Genomic DNA, 18,342 nt, shown 5'->3' with positions numbered 1-18,342 from the left:
TATTTAGCGTTCAGCCCGCTCTCACTCTCCTCTCACCTTTATTAAACTCAAAACTATTGGTAACTTTGATCTATATCTCAAAGAACTTTTTATAATCAAACATAGGAGTTCTCAGTTTTCATTCATTGTTGTCCCGTGATCGGTGATTTAACCTTCAACATCAAGTACCAAACAGAATTAACCTGGAACCAGGAACTGGCATTCAGCGTTCAGTTATCAGCTATCAGTTTTCTCAGTGTCATAGCTCCCATTCGGGGTTATAGATCTATACAAGATCCACATTGAATAATGATCTTCTTATTCAAACGTTCCCATCTGATAACTGATCGCCGATAACTGATAACTCTGATAGCCGATAGCTGAATGCCGGATCTTTGACTTTTAAAATTTGCCCATTAAATATTTCACAGTACCTCCGGTTCAGTACTTCAGCCATTCTCTATTCACTGTTGCCTATTCACTACTCCCTATTGACTACTTCCTATTCACTATTGCCTATTCACTATTGCCCACTGCCTGTTCCCTCCCTACAACATCCCCAGCACTTTTTTCGAATGACTCTTAAACCGGTATCCGAGGGTAAGGGATAATTCATCATCACGGGTGTTCAGCTTTCTTACAATAAGATGGGTTTGGGTTACCTGCAGGTTTCCGTTTATATAGGCATAAAATACCGGGCCGCTGTAGCCCGCATTTATCCAGGCCTGCAGGTTGAGTACGGGTTGTACGGACCGGGCATTATTGAGCTCCTTAATACCGCCAACACCTCCGATCAGTGCAGGCGATATGATCCATTTGCCCTTCTGGAATACCCAGTTATAATTATAGCCGGCGCCTACGACCATACTCAGCCATTGGGGATCCGAAGCCAGCAGCTGGTAAGTAACCGAATCATGGATCAACGCCCGCGAAGGGGTTTTCCAGTTGATCTTTTGCCATTGGGGAGTTGCACTCAAAACGATCCCCCCTGCAGAACGAAGCTGCCGTTCTGAAAAAGAAAGGCCCGCCCGGTATCCGTAACGTTCAGTATTGGTAAAATAATATAATTGCGTGCCCGCGCGAAATAACTGCATACCGCGGAATGAATCAAACCGCGGATGTGGCTTTGCCGTTTGAAGCAGCAGCCCGTCGTATCCGTCAAAAAAAGGATAGATGCTTAATCGGGGCCGGTTATAACGGAATGAGAAAGAAATATGTTTCAGCTTAATGCCCTTGGCCAGTTCTGTACCCGGTATGCCCCAGGCATATTGAAACGCCAGCCATTTATAGTTTACATAGAAGCCGGCATAGGCATTGGTATTTGCCGTAAGCTGGAAATGCGAGGGCCTTTTTCCGAAGCCCGAAAAATTGAACCGGGTCGTATAATATCCCGGGTATACTTCAACGGTATTTTCCCGGGCGTATTCGCCAATATAAGCCGTGTCCCTTTTTGTTTGGGCCTGCGTCGTATGCAGCATAACCAGCAAGCCGCATACCATCACATACCTGTAAAACGTTTTCATCAGAAATGACCGGCAACTATTTTTACAAGATCCGCTGTATCGCCTCCAAAATGATGCCCACCTTTTAAAACGGTTGTTTTAAAGCCCGCGAGCTTCACCGCCTGCACGGGAAAATCGTTGCCATCACCCGGCAGGATCGCCACGATCCGCTGACCGGCAGCCCGGTTGATCTCAGCCACCACATCCATGCTCCTTTTTTTGGGTGTGCCCCACATATCAGACACACGGATAACAAAGTCTGTAGTAGGTGATGGTGCCATCAACACGGTACGCAGCACATGGCTTTTAACAAAACTACCTAACCGATTCAGGATAAAAGGCGTTACATCTGCTCCGAAGGAATACCCCACAATCAGCAATTGCTGGTTGGGCCGGCTTTTGAGTACACCATCCAGGTAGGCCGTAAGTTCTGTTCCCACCTGCTCCGGCGTTTTTTTACTCCAGAAATACGATTTTGAATTGATCGCCGTAACGGCGTAGCCCGATTGGCTGATACCCTTGCAAAAATCATTGGTAAAGCTGTTTAATCCGCCATCCCCGCTTATATAAAGTACCAGGGGCATTTTATCATTGCCCTGCCAGCTCTTCAGCGGCAGATCTGCCGCACCGGCAGCTGCCGTATACAAAGACAATAATATTCCACAAAAAAAACAGATCGTTTTCATATCTTAATTTGTTTCTGATAAAGGTTTCATCGCTTTTCTGAGTGCTCCTGGAATCTGTAACAGGTCAAAATCATTTCCAAAGATCATGTACTTATTCTCCCAGATGGTGGCATACTTTTCTTTAAAATCGCGCAGTGTTTTGTAGTGCCGGAAACTGCCCATACGCTGCGATGCATATTTAATAATCCGTTCAGCGGGGTTGTCCGGAGCATTCATGCCGTTCAGCGGAATCATTCCCAGGTTGAGATATTTGTATTGCTTTGCTTTTGCATACTCCGTTAATTTAACGATCATGGCATCCATACAGCCCCCCGGAGCATCCAGCCGTTTACGGATCAGATCATAGGTACATTCTTCCGGCGTATAATCCCGGATGATGTTCAGGAAGGCCTGCACCGCTCCTTCGGCATCTTTAACCAGGATCACATCCGATTGCCGGATCGCTTCCCGGGTGAACATTCCCTGCGAAAACACCATTTCTTTTTTTTCAAATTTATCCAGCCATTCTTCCGATACCGACTCCAGCTCCTGCAGCAAGGCATCACTGTGCGGCGCCGGAACCAGTATGGTTTCATATCCTTTTTTCTGCAAACTGTTCAGCCCGTTGCGCAATGATTTCCGGTCCTTTCCTTCCAGCGTAAATTGCCCTACTTCCATAATGGCTTCCTGTCCTATAAAGATCTTCATTTTTTTCAGATCTTCAAAATGCAGCAGGCTGCTTTCATCTACCCGGTAGTATACGGTCTTTAAACCTTCCTGTTTGCAATACGCCTCAAACTCCATTAGCACCTCGATCTTGTCTTCTGCCGCACAAACCGGCTCTTCCAGCACCACTGCAAAATCATTCGCTACCCGGTAAGCCGTAAACCCGCTGGTAATACCGGAAAAAAACAACTGTTTATCGGGCATCGTCTTAAAATAATCCACTGCCGACCGGCCATGCTCATCCAGGATCTCCCTTGCCAGCTCAGCCGCCGTTTTGGCATCGGGAACCGTATCCTCAAAGATCCTTGGGCGCAGCAGCGAATAAATCAGCAGCAGCCAGGAACAGGAACCCAGGAACCGCGTAATATTTATAAAGTCGCGGCCAAAATGTGTTTTAGGCGTAAGCTCGTCATCCGAAAACAACAGGAAGCTTCTTAAAGTATAATACAGGGACTGCCGCCAGTTGAAATCGATGCCAAAATGCCGTTTATCAATAAAATAAAAACTCAGAAAATCAAAGAGACAAACCGAAAACAGGGTGATGAAAAATGTGGCGAAGCCGATACGGATCCACCGCGGATTTTCCCGGATCCGGTACTGTTTGCTGTTGGTGATCAGCAGCACCAGTATAAAACCGGCCAGCAGGCTTTCTTCGTAATCCAGCGCTTTAATAATATTGCCAAAAATAGAAAGCGCGGTAAAGATCAGCGCGGCAATCCAGGCAGCCCTTAACCCCTTAATAAGGTAGGCAGAGGTTACCAGCAACGACACCCCCAGTACCAGCACCATCAGCTTGGAAGCGTGAATGGCTTCCACCGGGAGGTAGTACCGGTCCAGCCGCATACGTTCGGCCAGCGGCGGTGTAGCAACCGAAATAATATTTACAATGCCCAGGAAAAAAATTGCAATCGCCGGCATAATGCGCGCCACCAGTTGCCGGCCCCTCCATATAAACGCAAACAATCCCAGCATTAAGGGAATCCAGAATTCAAATACCCGGTACAGTAAGGTAATGCCCAGTCCTTCTGCATGCCGGTAACCATATCCCATAAATATATAGAGCATGGTGAACTCCACCGCTCCCAAACCACGTAAAAATGGTGACAGGATCATTAATACCACCGAAAGTGTATACCCTACTGCTGCTACCTGGAAGGAGGGCGCAGCGCCCAGTGCATAAATGCTGATGTATACATGTGCAATGCCGCAACATTCAATGGCCAGCGAAGCCGCAATGGTTAGCCAAAGCTGCCGTTTGTTGATGGTTCCGGAAAAGATCTCATCCACATTATTGATGAGCGAAGGAAATTTCCGGCTGGTCCACCGGTATAGCCGCCCTTTTTTCCGGAAAGAATACACCAATAAGAACACACCGCCCAGCAGCAATCCCAGTAATAACAGGGAAAGTCCCGCAGCCCCGGCATGTTGCTGTTTGCCAATGGTATAAAGGATAACGGGCACCCCGATCAGGAAAACTGTCAATAAACCAACGTAGCCATAAATGGCACTTGCCTGGTGGATCTGCGTGGCATTCAGATTCCGCTTGCGCAACTGCGATGTGGTATAGGCCAGGGAGCTGATTCCTCCGGCAGGAAGAAATACGCTTAAAAAATTCCGTTTCAGGAAGAGTTCCACGGCATCCGATAATTTAAGCCGCATACCCATGGCCCGGAAACTATAAATATACATCAGCGCCTGCAGCAATACATACAGGGCCGTTACCACCAGTCCGGCAAGGATCCAGCGGCTGTCGGCGGCCCGCAGCTGTGGCAAAATGGATTGCAACTCCTTCCGTTCGCTTCTGAAAAACACAAAGGCCAGCAGGATTACGAGCACCGCGAGAATTTCCTTCCAATAGGTCTTGGGCGAAAACTTCCGGAACTGTTTTAATATCCGCTCTTTCATAATAGATTTGGTTCAGTTTATTTGAGCCGGTAAACATAGCCCAATTTTAATGCAAAACCATGGGGATTTACATCTAAATTGTTAAAAGAAAGATGATAGGCTTTCATGCCCGCCTCGAAGAACAAACCGGATTTACGCGACAATGTATAACGGGTGCCGGCACCTCCGTAACCGAAAAATCCACGTTCTCTTATGGGATAGCGGGGACCGGGATTATCGAGTAATTCTTTATCATACCGGGCAAAACTAATCCCCTCCTGCAGATGCACATAGGGCGCCCAATGATTAAAGTCACCTATGTAAAAATATTCGCTCAGGTAAACCGGTATAAAACGAAGGTTATAAAGGTTCCAGCCATTATCGTCATGAAAAGATGTTCCGGAATATTCGATACCGCCACCCAGCTCCCATTTATGTCCGAAAAACCGGTTATAGGAAGCGCTCACACCCGGAAAATGCGTACCATGCGTACTGTACAGATCCTCAACATTCACCCGGAGATTGGAACCGCTTTGTGCGTCCGTTTTCATAACCGGGAACCAACAGATTACGGTAAACAAGAGGGCGCATCTCTTATAAAAAGCGTATTGGTTTAAAAAATGCATATGCAAAAATAAGGCTAAAAAAAACAACCTCACCAGGTGAGGTTGTCTCAAATATCCAGGCTGCTGCCTGTATCCACATGTATGAAACGGAACGCGATCACTTCGTTTTCTTATCCTTTTTTTCGGTAACTTTTTTCACCGGTGCATGATGCATCTTATCTGCCTTTCCTTTTTTATGCGCTTTGCTCATTTCTGTTTTTGCGGGTTTATCCTGCATATACATACCTGTTGCATTTACGGCGGCGCCTGTGGTTAATAAAATCATCGCGGCAACTAAAATCTTTTTCATTGTTATACTTTTAAAGATGATTAAATATTGTCTTTCTGAGTTAAAGCTACGCCAGGGCAACAGCCATTCAATGACGCAATAGGCAGATCGGCAAAACGGATCGTTGAAAACGGAGCATCTGTTTATTAACAACCGGTTCCCTTAACCACCATTTGTCTTAAATTGCGATGGCGGCATTTCACAAAAAAGCCCCCTGTTATCAGCAGGGGGCACCTTAACAATCAAGAACTCAAAACGTATTTATTTCTTATTTTCTTTATAACGCTTGTCGGGTGTGCCGTCTTTTTTAACATGTTGGTTTTCTTTGTAACGTTTGTCTGGCGTACCATCTTTTTTTACATGCGCTGTTGCAGGCGGCGTTGCCTTTACTTCAGCCGTCGCCTTCTTTTCTGCAGCCTTGGGAGCTGGTTTTGCTGCCTGTGTTTTTGCAGCGGCCTTGGCTGGCTTTGTCTGAGCGGGGGCTGTTTGTGCCTGCGACAGGTTAAAAGTGATCAGCGCAAGCAGAGCGATAAAAAGTTTTTTCATTTTTTCTATTTTTATATTTACCTGTTAAAGATACATCCGATCTGCGAACCATTATATGTTCAATAGACGAAAAGGCAAAAACAATCGTTGAAACTAAAAAAGAACGCGGCCGGTACCTAAGACCGGGTTGCGGTTAAAGGTTAAATCGCAAGGGACGCAAGTTTTTTTTGCAAAGGACGCGAAGGGATACCGATAGCCGCAGAAGCACTGAAACACCCAGGCGTTGATGTTACGTTTTTACCGCAAGATCAGAATATCCAATATCACCCCCTTGCGACCGTTGCGGATTTTTTGCGCACCTGGCGTTTAACCCTAAACCGCAAGGAGTGCAACGGTTTCGCAAAGGACGTGAAGGGATACCGATAGCCGCAGAAGCACTGAAACACTGAAGTGTTGAGGTTAAGTTTTATCGCAAGGGCAACATATCCATTATCATCCCTTACGACCGTTGCGGATTCCTTGCGCACCTAGCGGTTCAATAGCAGTCGCAAGGTTGTTCGGGAACATTCTAAAAATATTATCCCTATAAGTTCCATTAACCATAATGTTCCGCGTAATATGCAGCAGCTTCTTCCAGGGCATGCCGGCACAGTTCCTGCAAATGCTGAAACACCTGCGAAAAAGCAGGATCTGCAGGCTCAATATGTTCCAGTGCCGACAGATAGGGCTCCGTATGATCCGTAAGTCCCAACGCAGCCACAGTTGTTTTCATACTATGCGCCGTTCTTCGTACCCGGTCCGTATTACCCTGGTCCCAGGCCATTTGTATCCGTCCCAACTCTTCCGGCACCATTTCACAAAATTGTTCCATGATCTCCTTTTCATATTCCCGGTTGCCCCTGCTTACCATAAACAGATAATCTAACTGCAAATAATGCAGCTGGTTATTTACCGGTAACGCAACCGCTTCCGTTGCCGTATCCATCCGCTCAACGGGCGTATCCAGCCATTGTGCCAGCAGCTGGTATAATACCGTCTCATCCAGCGGTTTTGAAATATAGTCATTCATGCCCGCGTGTAAACATTTCTCCTTTTGAGTGGTCAGGGCATTGGCCGTCATGGCAATAACCGGCACCGTACATTGCAGTTCATTCCGGATCACCGCAGTGGCCGTATAGCCATCCATCTCCGGCATCTGGATATCCATCAATACCAGGTCGTATTGTTTTTCCTTCAGCAACCGGATCGCTTCGCTCCCGTTAGGCGCCATCTCAAACCCAATCTGCCAGCCCTTAAGCAATTGTGCCAGCAACAGCCGGTTCATTTCATTATCCTCAACCACCAGTATCATTTTGTGCGACCAGTCTGCCTGAAATGCTTTTTCCGGTACCGCAAGCCGTTCATCTTTTGCTAATCCGTGCACCAGGCGGAAGGGCAGCTGTACGGTAAACACCGTACCGGTACCTTTTTCTCCCGCAACCTCTATACTGCCATCTGATAATTGCACCAGGTCTTTTACTATGGTTAGCCCCAGCCCTGTTCCCCCATACCTGCGCGTAATACTTTCATCGCCCTGGCGAAAACGGGTAAATACTGCAGCGCGTTCTGCCGCATCCATACCAATACCGGTGTCCGACACCGTAAAGGCCAATATTACTTTATTGCCGGAGTGCTGTTCCTGGTTAACGGCTACCGTTACCTGCCCTTTATCCGTAAATTTAATGGCATTGCTGACCAGGTTAACAATAATCTGCGTTAGCCGTACCTCGTCACCTTCAACGGTTTCCGGAACGTCTGCGGCCACCAGAACAGCAAACTCCAGTCCTTTTTCCTGGCTCCGCTGCCGGTAAAGATGTTCAATATTTGCCACCGTTTCACGGAGATTAAATGCCGTTTTTTCCAGCGGCATCATGCCCGCCTCAATTTTCGAAATATCGAGGATATTATTTACGATCTGCAGGAGGTTTTCGCCTGCCTTATGGATCAGATCTGTGTAACGGCTCGTTTCCGTATCCGTTTGCTTTTTTTGTAAGAGCCCGGTAAATCCTAATATGGCATTCAGCGGTGTGCGGATCTCATGGCTCATATTTGCCAGGAAATTTTCCTTGGCCTCTGCCGAGCGCCGGGCACGCTGTTCGGAAACATTCAGTTGATGAATGAGCCGTTGCTGTTCCCCGATTTTATACGAGATATAACCAAAGGCCAGCAATGAGGCCACGGCCGCAATTACGGCAAGAATGGTTCCAAATGTTTTGGCATTCCTTCCGTTCCGGTCTGCATTCCGGATCAATTGCGTAACACTTACCTGGTATTGCTGATCGATCTGGTGCGACAGGCTGGTGATGGAGTCTGAAAGCAGGGTTTCTTCCTGGTCGTTGATCAAGGCTTCCGCAGCATCCTTTCCGTCGCCCGCAAAAGTGCGCAGCACCTCCTTATTCAGTTCGATCTTTTTATTTACCTGGCGTTTCAGCTGCAAGATGCCGGCACCAACAACCGGGTTGATCTCGAAGGAATCCAGTGTCTGGAACGACTGGCTTACCTTTTTTGCCTGTTGCTCAAACCGGCCATCCCGCAGGTCATGCCCGCGGATCACGATACTTTTGGTTTCGGTTTCCAGCTGTGTTACGTTCTCCTGAACCTTCTGCAGTTCCATTTTCAGCTTTAACACATTCATCAGGTCTTCATTACCATTGATGAGCTGGTTGATGCTTTGACTGGAATTAAACTGCAGGAACACAATGACAATAACGGCCACAATAAATGTAACTACAAGTATGTATCGAAAGGAAGATTTCATAACCCGGCAATTCCTGTCAAATATAGTTTAATTCTCAGGCATCGTCGCGGCGACTGGCTGTAATGTTCCAGAACAGTTTTACAAAAACAATGAGGTCCGCTACAATAAGGGCTAAAAAAAGGAAGATGATCAGCCGGTTCCGGACTACGTATAGTTCATAAAGCAGGCCATATACAAACCCTATCAGCAGCAGTACTGAAAGCGCCATGTATATGATTTTCCACGTATTCACGATTCCGGTTTTTATCTTAATGATAAAACTACATCCTTACCCGAGGGGTGTACAGAAAAAATCGCCGAATCGGCAAAAAGGATCGGTGGGGGTTTTAGAGCGATCAGTTTTCAGCTATCAGTTATCAGATGATTCGTTCGGGATAAGCAGATCTTTAATTCAATGCGAATCCTCAACTGATTTATCACACCCGAACGGGAACGCTACAACTGATAACTGAAGACTGAGCACTGAAAACTGATCGCTCTCGTACTGACTATCAGTTTTCAGCTATCAGTTATCAGACGATTCGTTCGGGATAAGCAGATCTTTATTCAAATGCGAATCCTCAATTGATTGATCACACCCGAACAGGAACGCTACAACTGATAACTGAAGACTGAGCACTGAAAACTGATCGCTCTTGTACTGGCTATCAGTCATCAGCTATCAGTTATCAGCTATCAGTTATCAGCTATCAGTTATCAGATGATTACGGACGGGTTAGCAGATCTTTATTCAAATGCGAATCCTCAATTGATTGATCACACCCGAACGGGAACGTCACTGCTGAAAGCTAAAGGCTAAACGCTGATCGCTCTCTACTGGCTATTAGTCGTCAGCTTTCAGCTTTGATCATCAGGCATGAAGGCGCTACCTGAAACATTCCTAAAGCACATTCAGCCGTTTATTAAGGGCATTTCTGTAGGCATCGGCAACCGGTACGGGTTTGCCGCCAATGATGAGCGCTCCCTGCTCCACGCTGTCGATCTTATCCACCGCTACAATATAAGAACGGTGTACCCGGATGAATTGCTGCACCGGCAACCGCTCCTCTACTGTTTTTAACGGGCTATGCACCGCGTAAAACTTTTTAGCCGTATGTAATTTTACATAGTCGCCCATAGCCTCAGCATAAAGGATCTCTTCAAAGCCCAGGCGTTTTACCACGTTAGAGTCCCGTATAAAAAGAAAGGCATCCTTGTGCACATTCAATTGTTGCTGGTTGCTGGCAATAATTTCCCGGGCACGGTCAATTGCCTGTAAAAAACGTGCCGGCTGTACCGGTTTAATAATATAGTCCGCTACATTCAGTTCAAACGCTTCGATCGCATATTCCTTTTTTGCTGATATAAAGATGATCACCGGCCGGTTGTCTCCCAGTAGCCGTGTCAGCTCCAGCCCCGTCATTTCCTCCATTTCGATATCCAGCAGCAACAGGTCTACCGGCTGCTGCCGCAGCAGGTTGCTGGCTTCCAGTGCGCCGGCAGCCTCGCCCGCTATTTCCAGGTCGCTTACCTGTGCCACCAGTTGTTTCAATGTGGTACGCGCAATCTTATTATCATCAACGATCAAACAATTCATAATACCGCTCTTTGAATCAACTCAAAAATAGGGCTTATTTTTGGTTTGCACCAATCCGTTACGGAGGCATGGCGTCCCTGCTTCCGACAACGTATTTAAAAAAAAATGTAAAAAGCCGGGCTTCCGTTTCCAATAATTTTCGTCTTAACCCCGGAACTTTGCATAAGTTTTTGAAACGGATACCGATGTTTTATCAGCGGCCTTATTCCCCCACTCTTTAAAATGGATATCTAAACAGGATGTTTTATTTTTAGCTCTCCATTACGATTATCATTCAATATATGAAACCAACCATCGCATTCCGAAAAGGCATATTCCTGTTCCTGCTGTTCTTTTGTCAAACCGCCTTTACCCAACCGGGGTTTCCCAAACCCTTGCGGCTGGGGTTTAATATCGGGGTAGATAAAGTAACCGTTGAAGGCATGAAGGCGGCAAAAGCTGCCGGTATCGACTGCATCGAAATTGGCATGGGCGGCATTGTGGATACGGCACGCAATTTTTTAAAGGCCGATGAAGCCTTCCTGGAAACCGCAAGGCAGGCCCGGAAGGCTGCGGATGAAGCCGGCATACAGATCTGGTCGGTTCATATGCCCTATGGAAAAAACATCGATCTTTCCCTGGGCGATGAAACGGAGCGGAAGGCGGTGGTGGCCATGCATGCGCGGGTGTTAAAATACGTTGCGGTTCTAAAGCCTCATATCGTTCTTTTTCATCCCAGCTGGTTTTTAAACCGGGATGAACGGCCGCTGCGCAAAAGGCAGCTGGTACAATCCGTAAAAGATTTAAACCCGATGGTAAAGCAACTGGACGCTATTATGGTCATTGAAAATATGCTGGGACCGGAATTGCAGCACGGACCTGTACGGGAACGGCCGCTGTTGCGCACCGTGGAAGAAGCGGTTGAAGTAATGAATCTGCTGCCCCGCGATGTGTATTCAGCCATTGATCTGAACCATATCAAATACCCCGAAAAGCTGATCCTGGCAATGGGCAGCCGTTTAAAAACACTGCACGTGGCCGATGGTACCGGCCGGGAGGAGAACCACTATTTTCCCTGTAACGGTAAAGGAGAGAACAACTGGGTTGCCATCCTGCAGGCCCTGGACCAGGTGCATTACGACGGTCCTTTTTTATATGAAAGTCATGCGTCAAATGTGGCCGATTATAAATCCTGCTACCAGTCGCTTTACGCTGCCGCATTCGGTACCGGCGCATCGCTTAGCCCCACGTTGGCACAGAAAAACTTCCCGCTGACAGCGCAGTTGAACGACTTACAAACGACCCCGGCTTTTCAAAGCAGTATACAGGCTCCTACCCAGGGCTATGCGGCTTCGTTGCAACAGGCAATTCAGAACTGTACGGATAAATCCTGCATGGCCGCGGCCTTTAGCCTGTCGCCCGAACTGATCCGGCAAACCGGTGATGCCTGGGTAAACGAATATGCCCGCAATGCACGGTTAAAGGCCATTGTTGCCACATTAAAGAAAACGGAAACCTATTACCGGTTCCATACATTAAAAGACACCGCCTACCTGCGCCAGGTTTGGGAAAGCGAGGCCGGAAATATCAACCGCATCTTCAATATTTATATAAAAGGCGATGCGCCCCGGTATCCGAAAATCGATTCCATTCGCTTTAGCGCAAAAGATAAAGTCTACCCCAAAACCCTGAAAGATTATCTCGTGCAGGCTGCTGCTGCTGTAGCATTACCCGCTACGCCGTTCCGGGCGGCCATCCGGGTACTGGAACTCAACGGGCGCTATGAGGCGGCCCGCTTCGAGCCCCTGCAGTCGGGTCTTAACCAGTCACCATTTAAGCAACTGAAAAAAACCAGCTGGAGCCGTTATGCTTACAGCCTGATCCTGGTACCGGGGTTAGGTCCCGAAGATCCGGTTGTAACACTGGACTCGGGTGGCGCCCGGCGGTGCCGTGCTGCAGCAGAACTTTATAAAAAAGGGCTGGCCCCGTTTATTGTGGTATCCGGCGGTAACGTACACCCTTTTCTAACGCCCTACAATGAGGCGGTAGAGATGAAACGGTACCTGACCGGTGTAATGGGTGTACCGGAATCTGCCGTTTTTATTGAGCCCCATGCCCGGCATACTACCACCAATATCCGCAATACCAACCGGATGATTTACCGGTTTAAGATACCGGCCAACAAACCGGTACTGATTGCCACTGATGCCAGTCAAACCGCCTATATCCGCAATAATATGACCAAAACGGCGATGCGGGATCTGGGTTATCTGCCCTACTATAATATGCAGTCTGTTGAAGCCGAGCTCACCGCTTATTATCCGAATAAAGACTGTTTGCAAACGGATGCATCGGATCCGCTGGACCCGTAGTATGGGCATCTGCCAGGAACTATATAAAACGGACCGGGGCAAACCGACAAGGGTGTTAACCAGAACGCCGGGCCACTGAAGATGTTTCCGGTCGGCAGGGACATTCCGGCTGAATATTATATCCTAACGTATAAAAGAGATTACAAAAACACTGGAACAAAGATTTGTTGCTGAATAATGAAAAAAATCTTGGACAATATCAAACAATCCTTTATGTTTGCGCTCCACTTGGGGGATTAGCTCAGCTGGCTAGAGCGCTTGCATGGCATGCAAGAGGTCACCGGTTCGAATCCGGTATTCTCCACCAGATTAAGAGGCCGTCTCAATACGAGACGGTTTTTTTATTTCATTTTAGCCGGTTTTATGGATCAGGTTGAATACTTGGGGATTTGTAGGTTAGGCATAAATTTTAGCGCGTCTAAACAGGAAAAAGGAGATATCTCTTTTAAGTATTCTTCAACTGCACTCGCAAGTGATATTAACGGTACCAAATTATATTAAATATCTTTTTGCGCCCAAAAAGCAACCTTTGCAGGGATAATCCTGTGCAAATTTTACTATATTTAAAGGATTCCAGTTATACAAACCTGGAAGTTCGTTACCGAAAATGAGCACACTGCAATTCTTCACTCCTGAACTGAAATTGGAAAATAAGTCCGTTTTATTAAGACCAACCGCGATGGCCGATTTCGATGTACTAAAATTAATTGCCGATCCTGCTATTTGGGAACACACTTCCACTACCCTGGATAATGAAGAGCAGTTCAGATGCTATCTACAAAATGCCCTGGAAGAGCGCGAGACAAAAAAACGCATACCGTTTACGATCATAGAAAAAAATACCGGACAATTGATCGGTAATACCAGCGTCGGCAATATTTCCTGGAAGAATAAGAGGGCCGAAATTGGCTGGACCTGGATGGGCAAAGCATTTCAGGGAAAGGGATACAACAAGCCGATGAAATTTCTTTTATTGCAATACCTAATAGAGGTGGCAGGTTTTATGCGGATAGAATTTCGCACCCGGGGCACCAATCTGCAATCGCAAAAAGCACTGGAAAAGATAGGAGCTACCCGCGAAGGAGTCTTACGTAATCATTTTGTAGATGGCGGTATTTATTACGACATGGTTTACTATAGTATTTTATCGGGCGAATGGCCGGCCATAAAAAATTCCATCTTCTCCAGCGAACTTTAATCTACCCCATAAATAACCTGTATGCCGCGCTATCGACCTGCTTATTGTATTTTATCTTCACGCACCTTTGAAGCCGTGCGGTGCAACAGCCTTGCGATCTGATCACCTGCCTTTTCACTGATAAAATAAGTAGCCACTTTTTGCACCAGCACCGGGGCCACCAAGCGCGACAACCAGCCTGCCTTGCGCAGGATCCCCTTTCTGATTACAAGGTCGGTCAATTTGGTAACGCCCATTGCGATTAACGGGTTAGAGGCATCTGCATTCCAGATATCCTTGGTGGTTTTAGCGATCTGGCTGATCGGATTCAACTCCTGCTTGATTTCTTCGATCGACTGGCGCATCGCGGTTTTACGCTGTCGTAGCCGGGCCTTGAGGCGGGCCTTTTCCTGCATGAGCTCCTCATGCGTGGTTATAAGGGGCTTAGTCATACAAATTCTTAATGATGATGTTACGGATAATGGGTTGAATTACTTTTTTGTTCAAAGCCAGGATCAGGATCAGCACCAGCAACAGGAATCCTGCTACCACAAAAAAGCCCAGCATCGGGTTACCCAATGCCTGCCCGATCCAGTAACTGGCTCCAAACCCGATAAAGAGGAAAATAAAAAATGCCAGGCCGGTAACCAAAGCCAGGATGAGGAAAGAAGAACCCATCTTACTTCCCTTATCCACAATATTTACCATGGATAGCCGGTAATAGGTCTTTGCAATCTCTTCCACATCTTCGGCAACATGCTCCAGCTTTTCTTTTAATTCAAGCATAGTTTGTGTTTTATAGTTACAATAAAAAAAGGTTGCCTTAAAAGTATATTGTTTTTATCGAACCAACGATTCCGATTTAAACAACAGACCTTGCAGACAACCCGGTTATAGGGATGTATAAACTATCTTACCTTACCGGCGCTGTACTCATCAGCCACATCATTGTATGCGCCCTTGAGATCATCATAACCTTCTTCAGCCTGGTTTTTGAATCGCTGATAACCTTTTTTTGCCTTTTTCACCGCTTTGTGAGAAAGATCAGAAAGGCTTTCCTTACCTGAAGCGATCAGGCTGCCCAGCGAATCGGCCCAGTCATTGGCGGTGTTCTTCATTTTCTTACGGGTCTTTTTGCCTTCTTCTGTATAAAACAGTAACCCGATTGCGATACCTGCCAGTGCAGCCCCGGCAATGCCAAGCATGTATTTGTCTCTATTTTTCATAAACTTCTTATTTATTTTAGTTTATTAATAAGATATCATCAATATCCATAAAAAACCGTACCAAAAAAGTGCTGTCCTTCACAATTCCTGTTTCCCTGATATACTAAAAATTCCGCAGTTGCAGTCCGCTTAGTCGCCCAGGTTTTCTACCTCTTTATTCAGCCACCGCTTTACAGCAGCCGTAGTAACGGATTTGGGACGCTCCAGCGGCATGCCCAGGGCACGATCCCAGCAAAGACTGGATAATACCCCCAGGGAACGGCTAACCGCAAAAAGAACCGTATAGTATTCATACTCCTTCATACCATAATGTACCAGTAACGCACCACTGTGCGCATCTACATTGGGCCAGGGATTTTTAACTTTTCCCAGCGACTGCAGAATCCCCGGAACGGTTTCATAGATCCTCCAAACGGTATTAACCAGCGGATCATCCGGCATATGCTTTTTACCAAATTCCATCTGGGCCGTAAAGCGCGGATCTGTCTGACGTAATACCGCATGGCCATAACCCGGTACAACCTTGCCTTCACTCAGGGTCTTCTTCACATATTCACCGATCTGTTCCGCGGTAGGTGCCTCTGTGTTCAGCTCCTTCTGCATTTCAAAGATCCATTTGATCACTTCCTGGTTGGCCAACCCGTGCAGCGGACCTGCCAAACCGTTCATACCGGCAGCATAGCTCAAATAGGGGTCGCTAAGCGCTGAGCCCACCAGGTGGGTGGCATGGGCCGATACGTTTCCGCCTTCGTGATCTGCGTGAATCACCATATAAAGCCGCATCAGCTCTTTAAACTCCTCATTGTCGTATCCCAGCATATGGGAAAAATTAGCCGCCCAGTCCAGCATACCATCCGGCTGCACTGCTTTACCGCCCTTGTATTTCCGGCGATAAACGAATGCCGCGATATGCGGCAACCGCGCAATAAGATTCAGTGTATCTTCCAGTGTGGCTTCCCAGTAATCTTTTTTTGAAAATCCGTCAGCATAGCGCTTTGCAAAAACACTTTCCGCCTGTAAGGCCATCACCCCTACTACAAACTGTGTCATAGGATGGGTATCCTTGGGCAAAGCTTTCATGGTATCAAATACATAGGTGGGCACGTGGCTGCGGCGCTGCAGGATGGCGCTCAGGTTCTCTACATCTTCTTCTGTAGGAATTTCACCGATCATCATCAGGTAAAACAACGCTTCCGGCAGTGGTTCAGAACCACCCTTTGCTTTTGGAAGCTGCTCTCTTAACTCCGGAATGGAACGTCTTTTAAAACGGATACCATCCTGGGCGTCCAAAAGGGAAGTTTCGGTAACCAGGGCTGTCATCCCCCGCATTCCCTGGTAAATCTGCGCCAGGGTGGTTTCTCCAATAACCGTATTCCCGTGTTCCTGGAGCATCGTTTTAATTTCAGCGCCCAGCTTATCCGCCTGCTCTTTAAACTTCACTTTAAAATCTTCCATATATGCTTCTTCGTCTTAACTATTAAAAAAATGGTTTGCGCTAAAGATAGTTAAAGCCAATTGCCACAACAAATTATATTTTAGTATTTTTTCAGGGGCAATAATTCCTTAACAAATTAGCAGCAAAAGGGTTTAAAATGAGCCGGTTTTAACCGTTGGAGGGACAAAAACAGGCATATCCGGAACGATTATAACCAGCCGGTATGGGCCTTTTTATCATGTTTTTTTGCCAGCCGGCAAACAGCAAAGATTTGTATCCCCCAGGATCTTTTGCGCCAGCATCTCCCAGTCGCCAACCAAGCCCGGATCCTCCCTGTTTCTTGTTGTGATCAAGTGATTTGTAATAGTAATTTTTATTACAAAACTGATGATTACAAAATTTGTGATCATCAGTTTTGTAATCGTAAAAAATATTACAAAAATGTTGATTACAACCGGCAGCGAAGCTCAGCGCACCTGTTCTCCGATCGGGAAATTAGAAATTTAATAAAAATGGAATACTCCGGGGTATTTATTTGGGTGCCGTTTTGTATAACTGCAGCGCCACCAATGTAAAAACAAGATTGGGCATCCAGGCGGCGAGCAGCGGGGGGAAATTGCCTTTGGTGGAGAATACCGTCGAAAACTGGTCGGCCAGGATGAACACCGCTGCGATAACAATTCCCAGGGCCAGGTGCATACCACTTCCTCCACGGGTTTTACGACTGGCAATAACCGCACCAATGAACGTAAGCAACAACACGGTAAACGGTGTTGAAGTGCGTTTATACAACTCTACCTTTAAGGCGTTGAGCCCTTCAGTACCCCGCATTTCTTCATTTTTGATCAGCCGCTTTAACCCCGGTGTGGTGAGTTTATCTTTCAGGTATTCGTCTTTTATCAGTTCATCAGGTGCCATGTTCAACCGCACCACTTTTTCTTTGGAATGGGTTACCCGTTCACCCAAACTATCTACCAGGCGTTCCACCACATTTTCGGCGATCCATTTCCGCTGCCTGTTGGTGGTATCCCAGCGTACAGACTCTGCGCGCAGGTTGTAAACCAGTTTTCCTCGTCTTACCCGGTCCATAAAAAAGGCGCCGCTTTTTTGCGTGGTGGCATCAAAATTCTTTACCCCCATGTACGTAATACTGTCTACCCGTTTATAAAAACAGCTGCTGCAGGCACTCTCCGACCGGTTTTTCAGCGGATCGTTTTTATCGATATACGTCTTCCGGAAGTTACTCATTATGTTGTTGGCCATGGGAATAAAATAAGCCCGGCCAAAAAAGAGAATGGTGGCCAGCAATAGTCCCCCAATCATATACGGACGCAAAAAGCGGGTAAACCGGGTGCCGCTGGCAAGAATAGCGATCACTTCCGAACGAAGGGCCATCTTACTGGTAAAGAAAATAACCGCAATAAATACAAAAAGGGGAAACAATAAACTCCATATATAAGGTATGAAGCCCATGTAATACTTTGTAAAGATCTGCCAGGAAGACAGGCCCGATTTTACAAAATCGTCTGATTTTTCACTGGTATCAATGGCCACAGCAATTACTGTAAATAGCAGCATGCAAAATACAAACGAAATCAACAGTCTGTTGAATATATACCAGTCCAGTTTCTTCATGAAATATAA

The 18,342-nt window shown here is 46.7% G+C and carries 16 protein-coding genes and 1 tRNA gene; 3 read left to right on the top strand and 14 right to left on the bottom strand.

All coding sequences use genetic code 11. The features are described from left to right. Positions 1-527: 527 nt before the first annotated feature. From Q1V85_RS25145 to Q1V85_RS25105, 9 genes are all read right to left on the bottom strand, one after another. Complete coding sequence (locus tag Q1V85_RS25145; protein ID WP_300604978.1) at positions 528-1,502, bottom strand: DUF4421 family protein; 975 nt, start codon at positions 1,500-1,502, stop codon at positions 528-530. Next, positions 1,502-2,167, bottom strand: coding sequence for an AcvB/VirJ family lysyl-phosphatidylglycerol hydrolase (locus Q1V85_RS25140; RefSeq protein WP_300604975.1), 666 nt, complete (start codon positions 2,165-2,167; stop codon positions 1,502-1,504). The genes Q1V85_RS25145 and Q1V85_RS25140 overlap by 1 nt, the downstream gene beginning before the upstream one ends. Before the next feature lie 3 nt (positions 2,168-2,170). Then, positions 2,171-4,777: a phosphatidylglycerol lysyltransferase domain-containing protein gene (locus Q1V85_RS25135; RefSeq protein WP_300604972.1), complete on the bottom strand. Its 2,607-nt coding sequence runs from the start codon at positions 4,775-4,777 to the stop codon at positions 2,171-2,173. Positions 4,778-4,794: 17 nt separating this feature from the next. After that, entirely contained in the window at positions 4,795-5,382 is a 588-nt protein-coding gene (locus Q1V85_RS25130; protein ID WP_366914028.1) for an outer membrane beta-barrel protein, read from the bottom strand. Between the two features lie 97 nt (positions 5,383-5,479). Then, positions 5,480-5,671, bottom strand: coding sequence for a hypothetical protein (locus Q1V85_RS25125; RefSeq protein ID WP_300604966.1), 192 nt, complete (start codon positions 5,669-5,671; stop codon positions 5,480-5,482). Positions 5,672-5,911: 240 nt separating this feature from the next. After that, positions 5,912-6,196, bottom strand: coding sequence for a hypothetical protein (locus Q1V85_RS25120; protein WP_300604963.1), 285 nt, complete (start codon positions 6,194-6,196; stop codon positions 5,912-5,914). Positions 6,197-6,731: 535 nt separating this feature from the next. After that, positions 6,732-8,933 carry a response regulator gene (locus Q1V85_RS25115; protein ID WP_300604960.1) on the bottom strand — a complete coding sequence of 734 codons (2,202 nt, stop codon included), beginning with the start codon at positions 8,931-8,933 and terminating at the stop codon, positions 6,732-6,734. Positions 8,934-8,967: 34 nt separating this feature from the next. Further along, on the bottom strand, positions 8,968-9,165 hold the full coding sequence (locus Q1V85_RS25110) for a hypothetical protein (RefSeq protein WP_300604959.1): 198 nt from the start codon (positions 9,163-9,165) through the stop codon (positions 8,968-8,970). A gap of 648 nt (positions 9,166-9,813) precedes the next feature. Continuing rightward, positions 9,814-10,509, bottom strand: a complete 696-nt coding sequence (locus Q1V85_RS25105; protein WP_300604956.1) for a LytTR family DNA-binding domain-containing protein — start codon at positions 10,507-10,509, stop codon at positions 9,814-9,816. A 281-nt stretch (positions 10,510-10,790) separates the two neighbouring features. On the opposite strand from Q1V85_RS25105, the gene Q1V85_RS25100 reads away from it, so the two are divergent. The 3 genes from Q1V85_RS25100 (at position 10,791) to Q1V85_RS25090 (ending at position 14,058) form a co-directional block, all read left to right on the top strand. Next, positions 10,791-12,860, top strand: a complete 2,070-nt coding sequence (locus Q1V85_RS25100) for a TIM barrel protein (protein ID WP_300604953.1) — start codon at positions 10,791-10,793, stop codon at positions 12,858-12,860. A 230-nt stretch (positions 12,861-13,090) separates the two neighbouring features. Continuing rightward, positions 13,091-13,167: transfer RNA gene (locus Q1V85_RS25095), tRNA-Ala, on the top strand. A 300-nt stretch (positions 13,168-13,467) separates the two neighbouring features. Further along, a complete protein-coding gene (locus Q1V85_RS25090; protein ID WP_300604950.1) occupies positions 13,468-14,058 on the top strand; it encodes a GNAT family protein in 591 nt (196 codons plus the stop codon). Between the two features lie 41 nt (positions 14,059-14,099). On the opposite strand, the gene Q1V85_RS25085 is transcribed toward Q1V85_RS25090, so the two are convergent. The 5 genes from Q1V85_RS25085 to Q1V85_RS25065 all read right to left on the bottom strand — a co-directional run bounded on the left by Q1V85_RS25085 (position 14,100) and on the right by Q1V85_RS25065 (position 18,333). Then, positions 14,100-14,489, bottom strand: a complete 390-nt coding sequence (locus Q1V85_RS25085; protein ID WP_300604948.1) for a hypothetical protein — start codon at positions 14,487-14,489, stop codon at positions 14,100-14,102. Beyond that, a complete protein-coding gene (locus Q1V85_RS25080) occupies positions 14,482-14,823 on the bottom strand; it encodes a phage holin family protein (protein ID WP_300604945.1) in 342 nt (113 codons plus the stop codon). Before Q1V85_RS25080 ends, Q1V85_RS25085 begins: the two co-directional genes overlap by 8 nt. 122 nt (positions 14,824-14,945) lie before the next feature. Further along, positions 14,946-15,263, bottom strand: coding sequence for a YtxH domain-containing protein (locus tag Q1V85_RS25075; RefSeq protein ID WP_300604942.1), 318 nt, complete (start codon positions 15,261-15,263; stop codon positions 14,946-14,948). Between the two features lie 129 nt (positions 15,264-15,392). Then, positions 15,393-16,718, bottom strand: coding sequence for a citrate (Si)-synthase, eukaryotic (locus tag Q1V85_RS25070; protein WP_300604939.1), 1,326 nt, complete (start codon positions 16,716-16,718; stop codon positions 15,393-15,395). A 511-nt stretch (positions 16,719-17,229) separates the two neighbouring features. Beyond that, on the bottom strand, positions 17,230-18,333 hold the full coding sequence (locus tag Q1V85_RS25065) for an LptF/LptG family permease (protein WP_300604937.1): 1,104 nt from the start codon (positions 18,331-18,333) through the stop codon (positions 17,230-17,232). Positions 18,334-18,342 lie beyond the last annotated feature (9 nt).

The sequence above is a fragment of the Niabella sp. genome (assembly GCF_030150205.1).
Lineage (GTDB): Bacteria > Bacteroidota > Bacteroidia > Chitinophagales > Chitinophagaceae > Niabella.
This window is presented reverse-complemented; position numbering and strand designations above follow the sequence as displayed.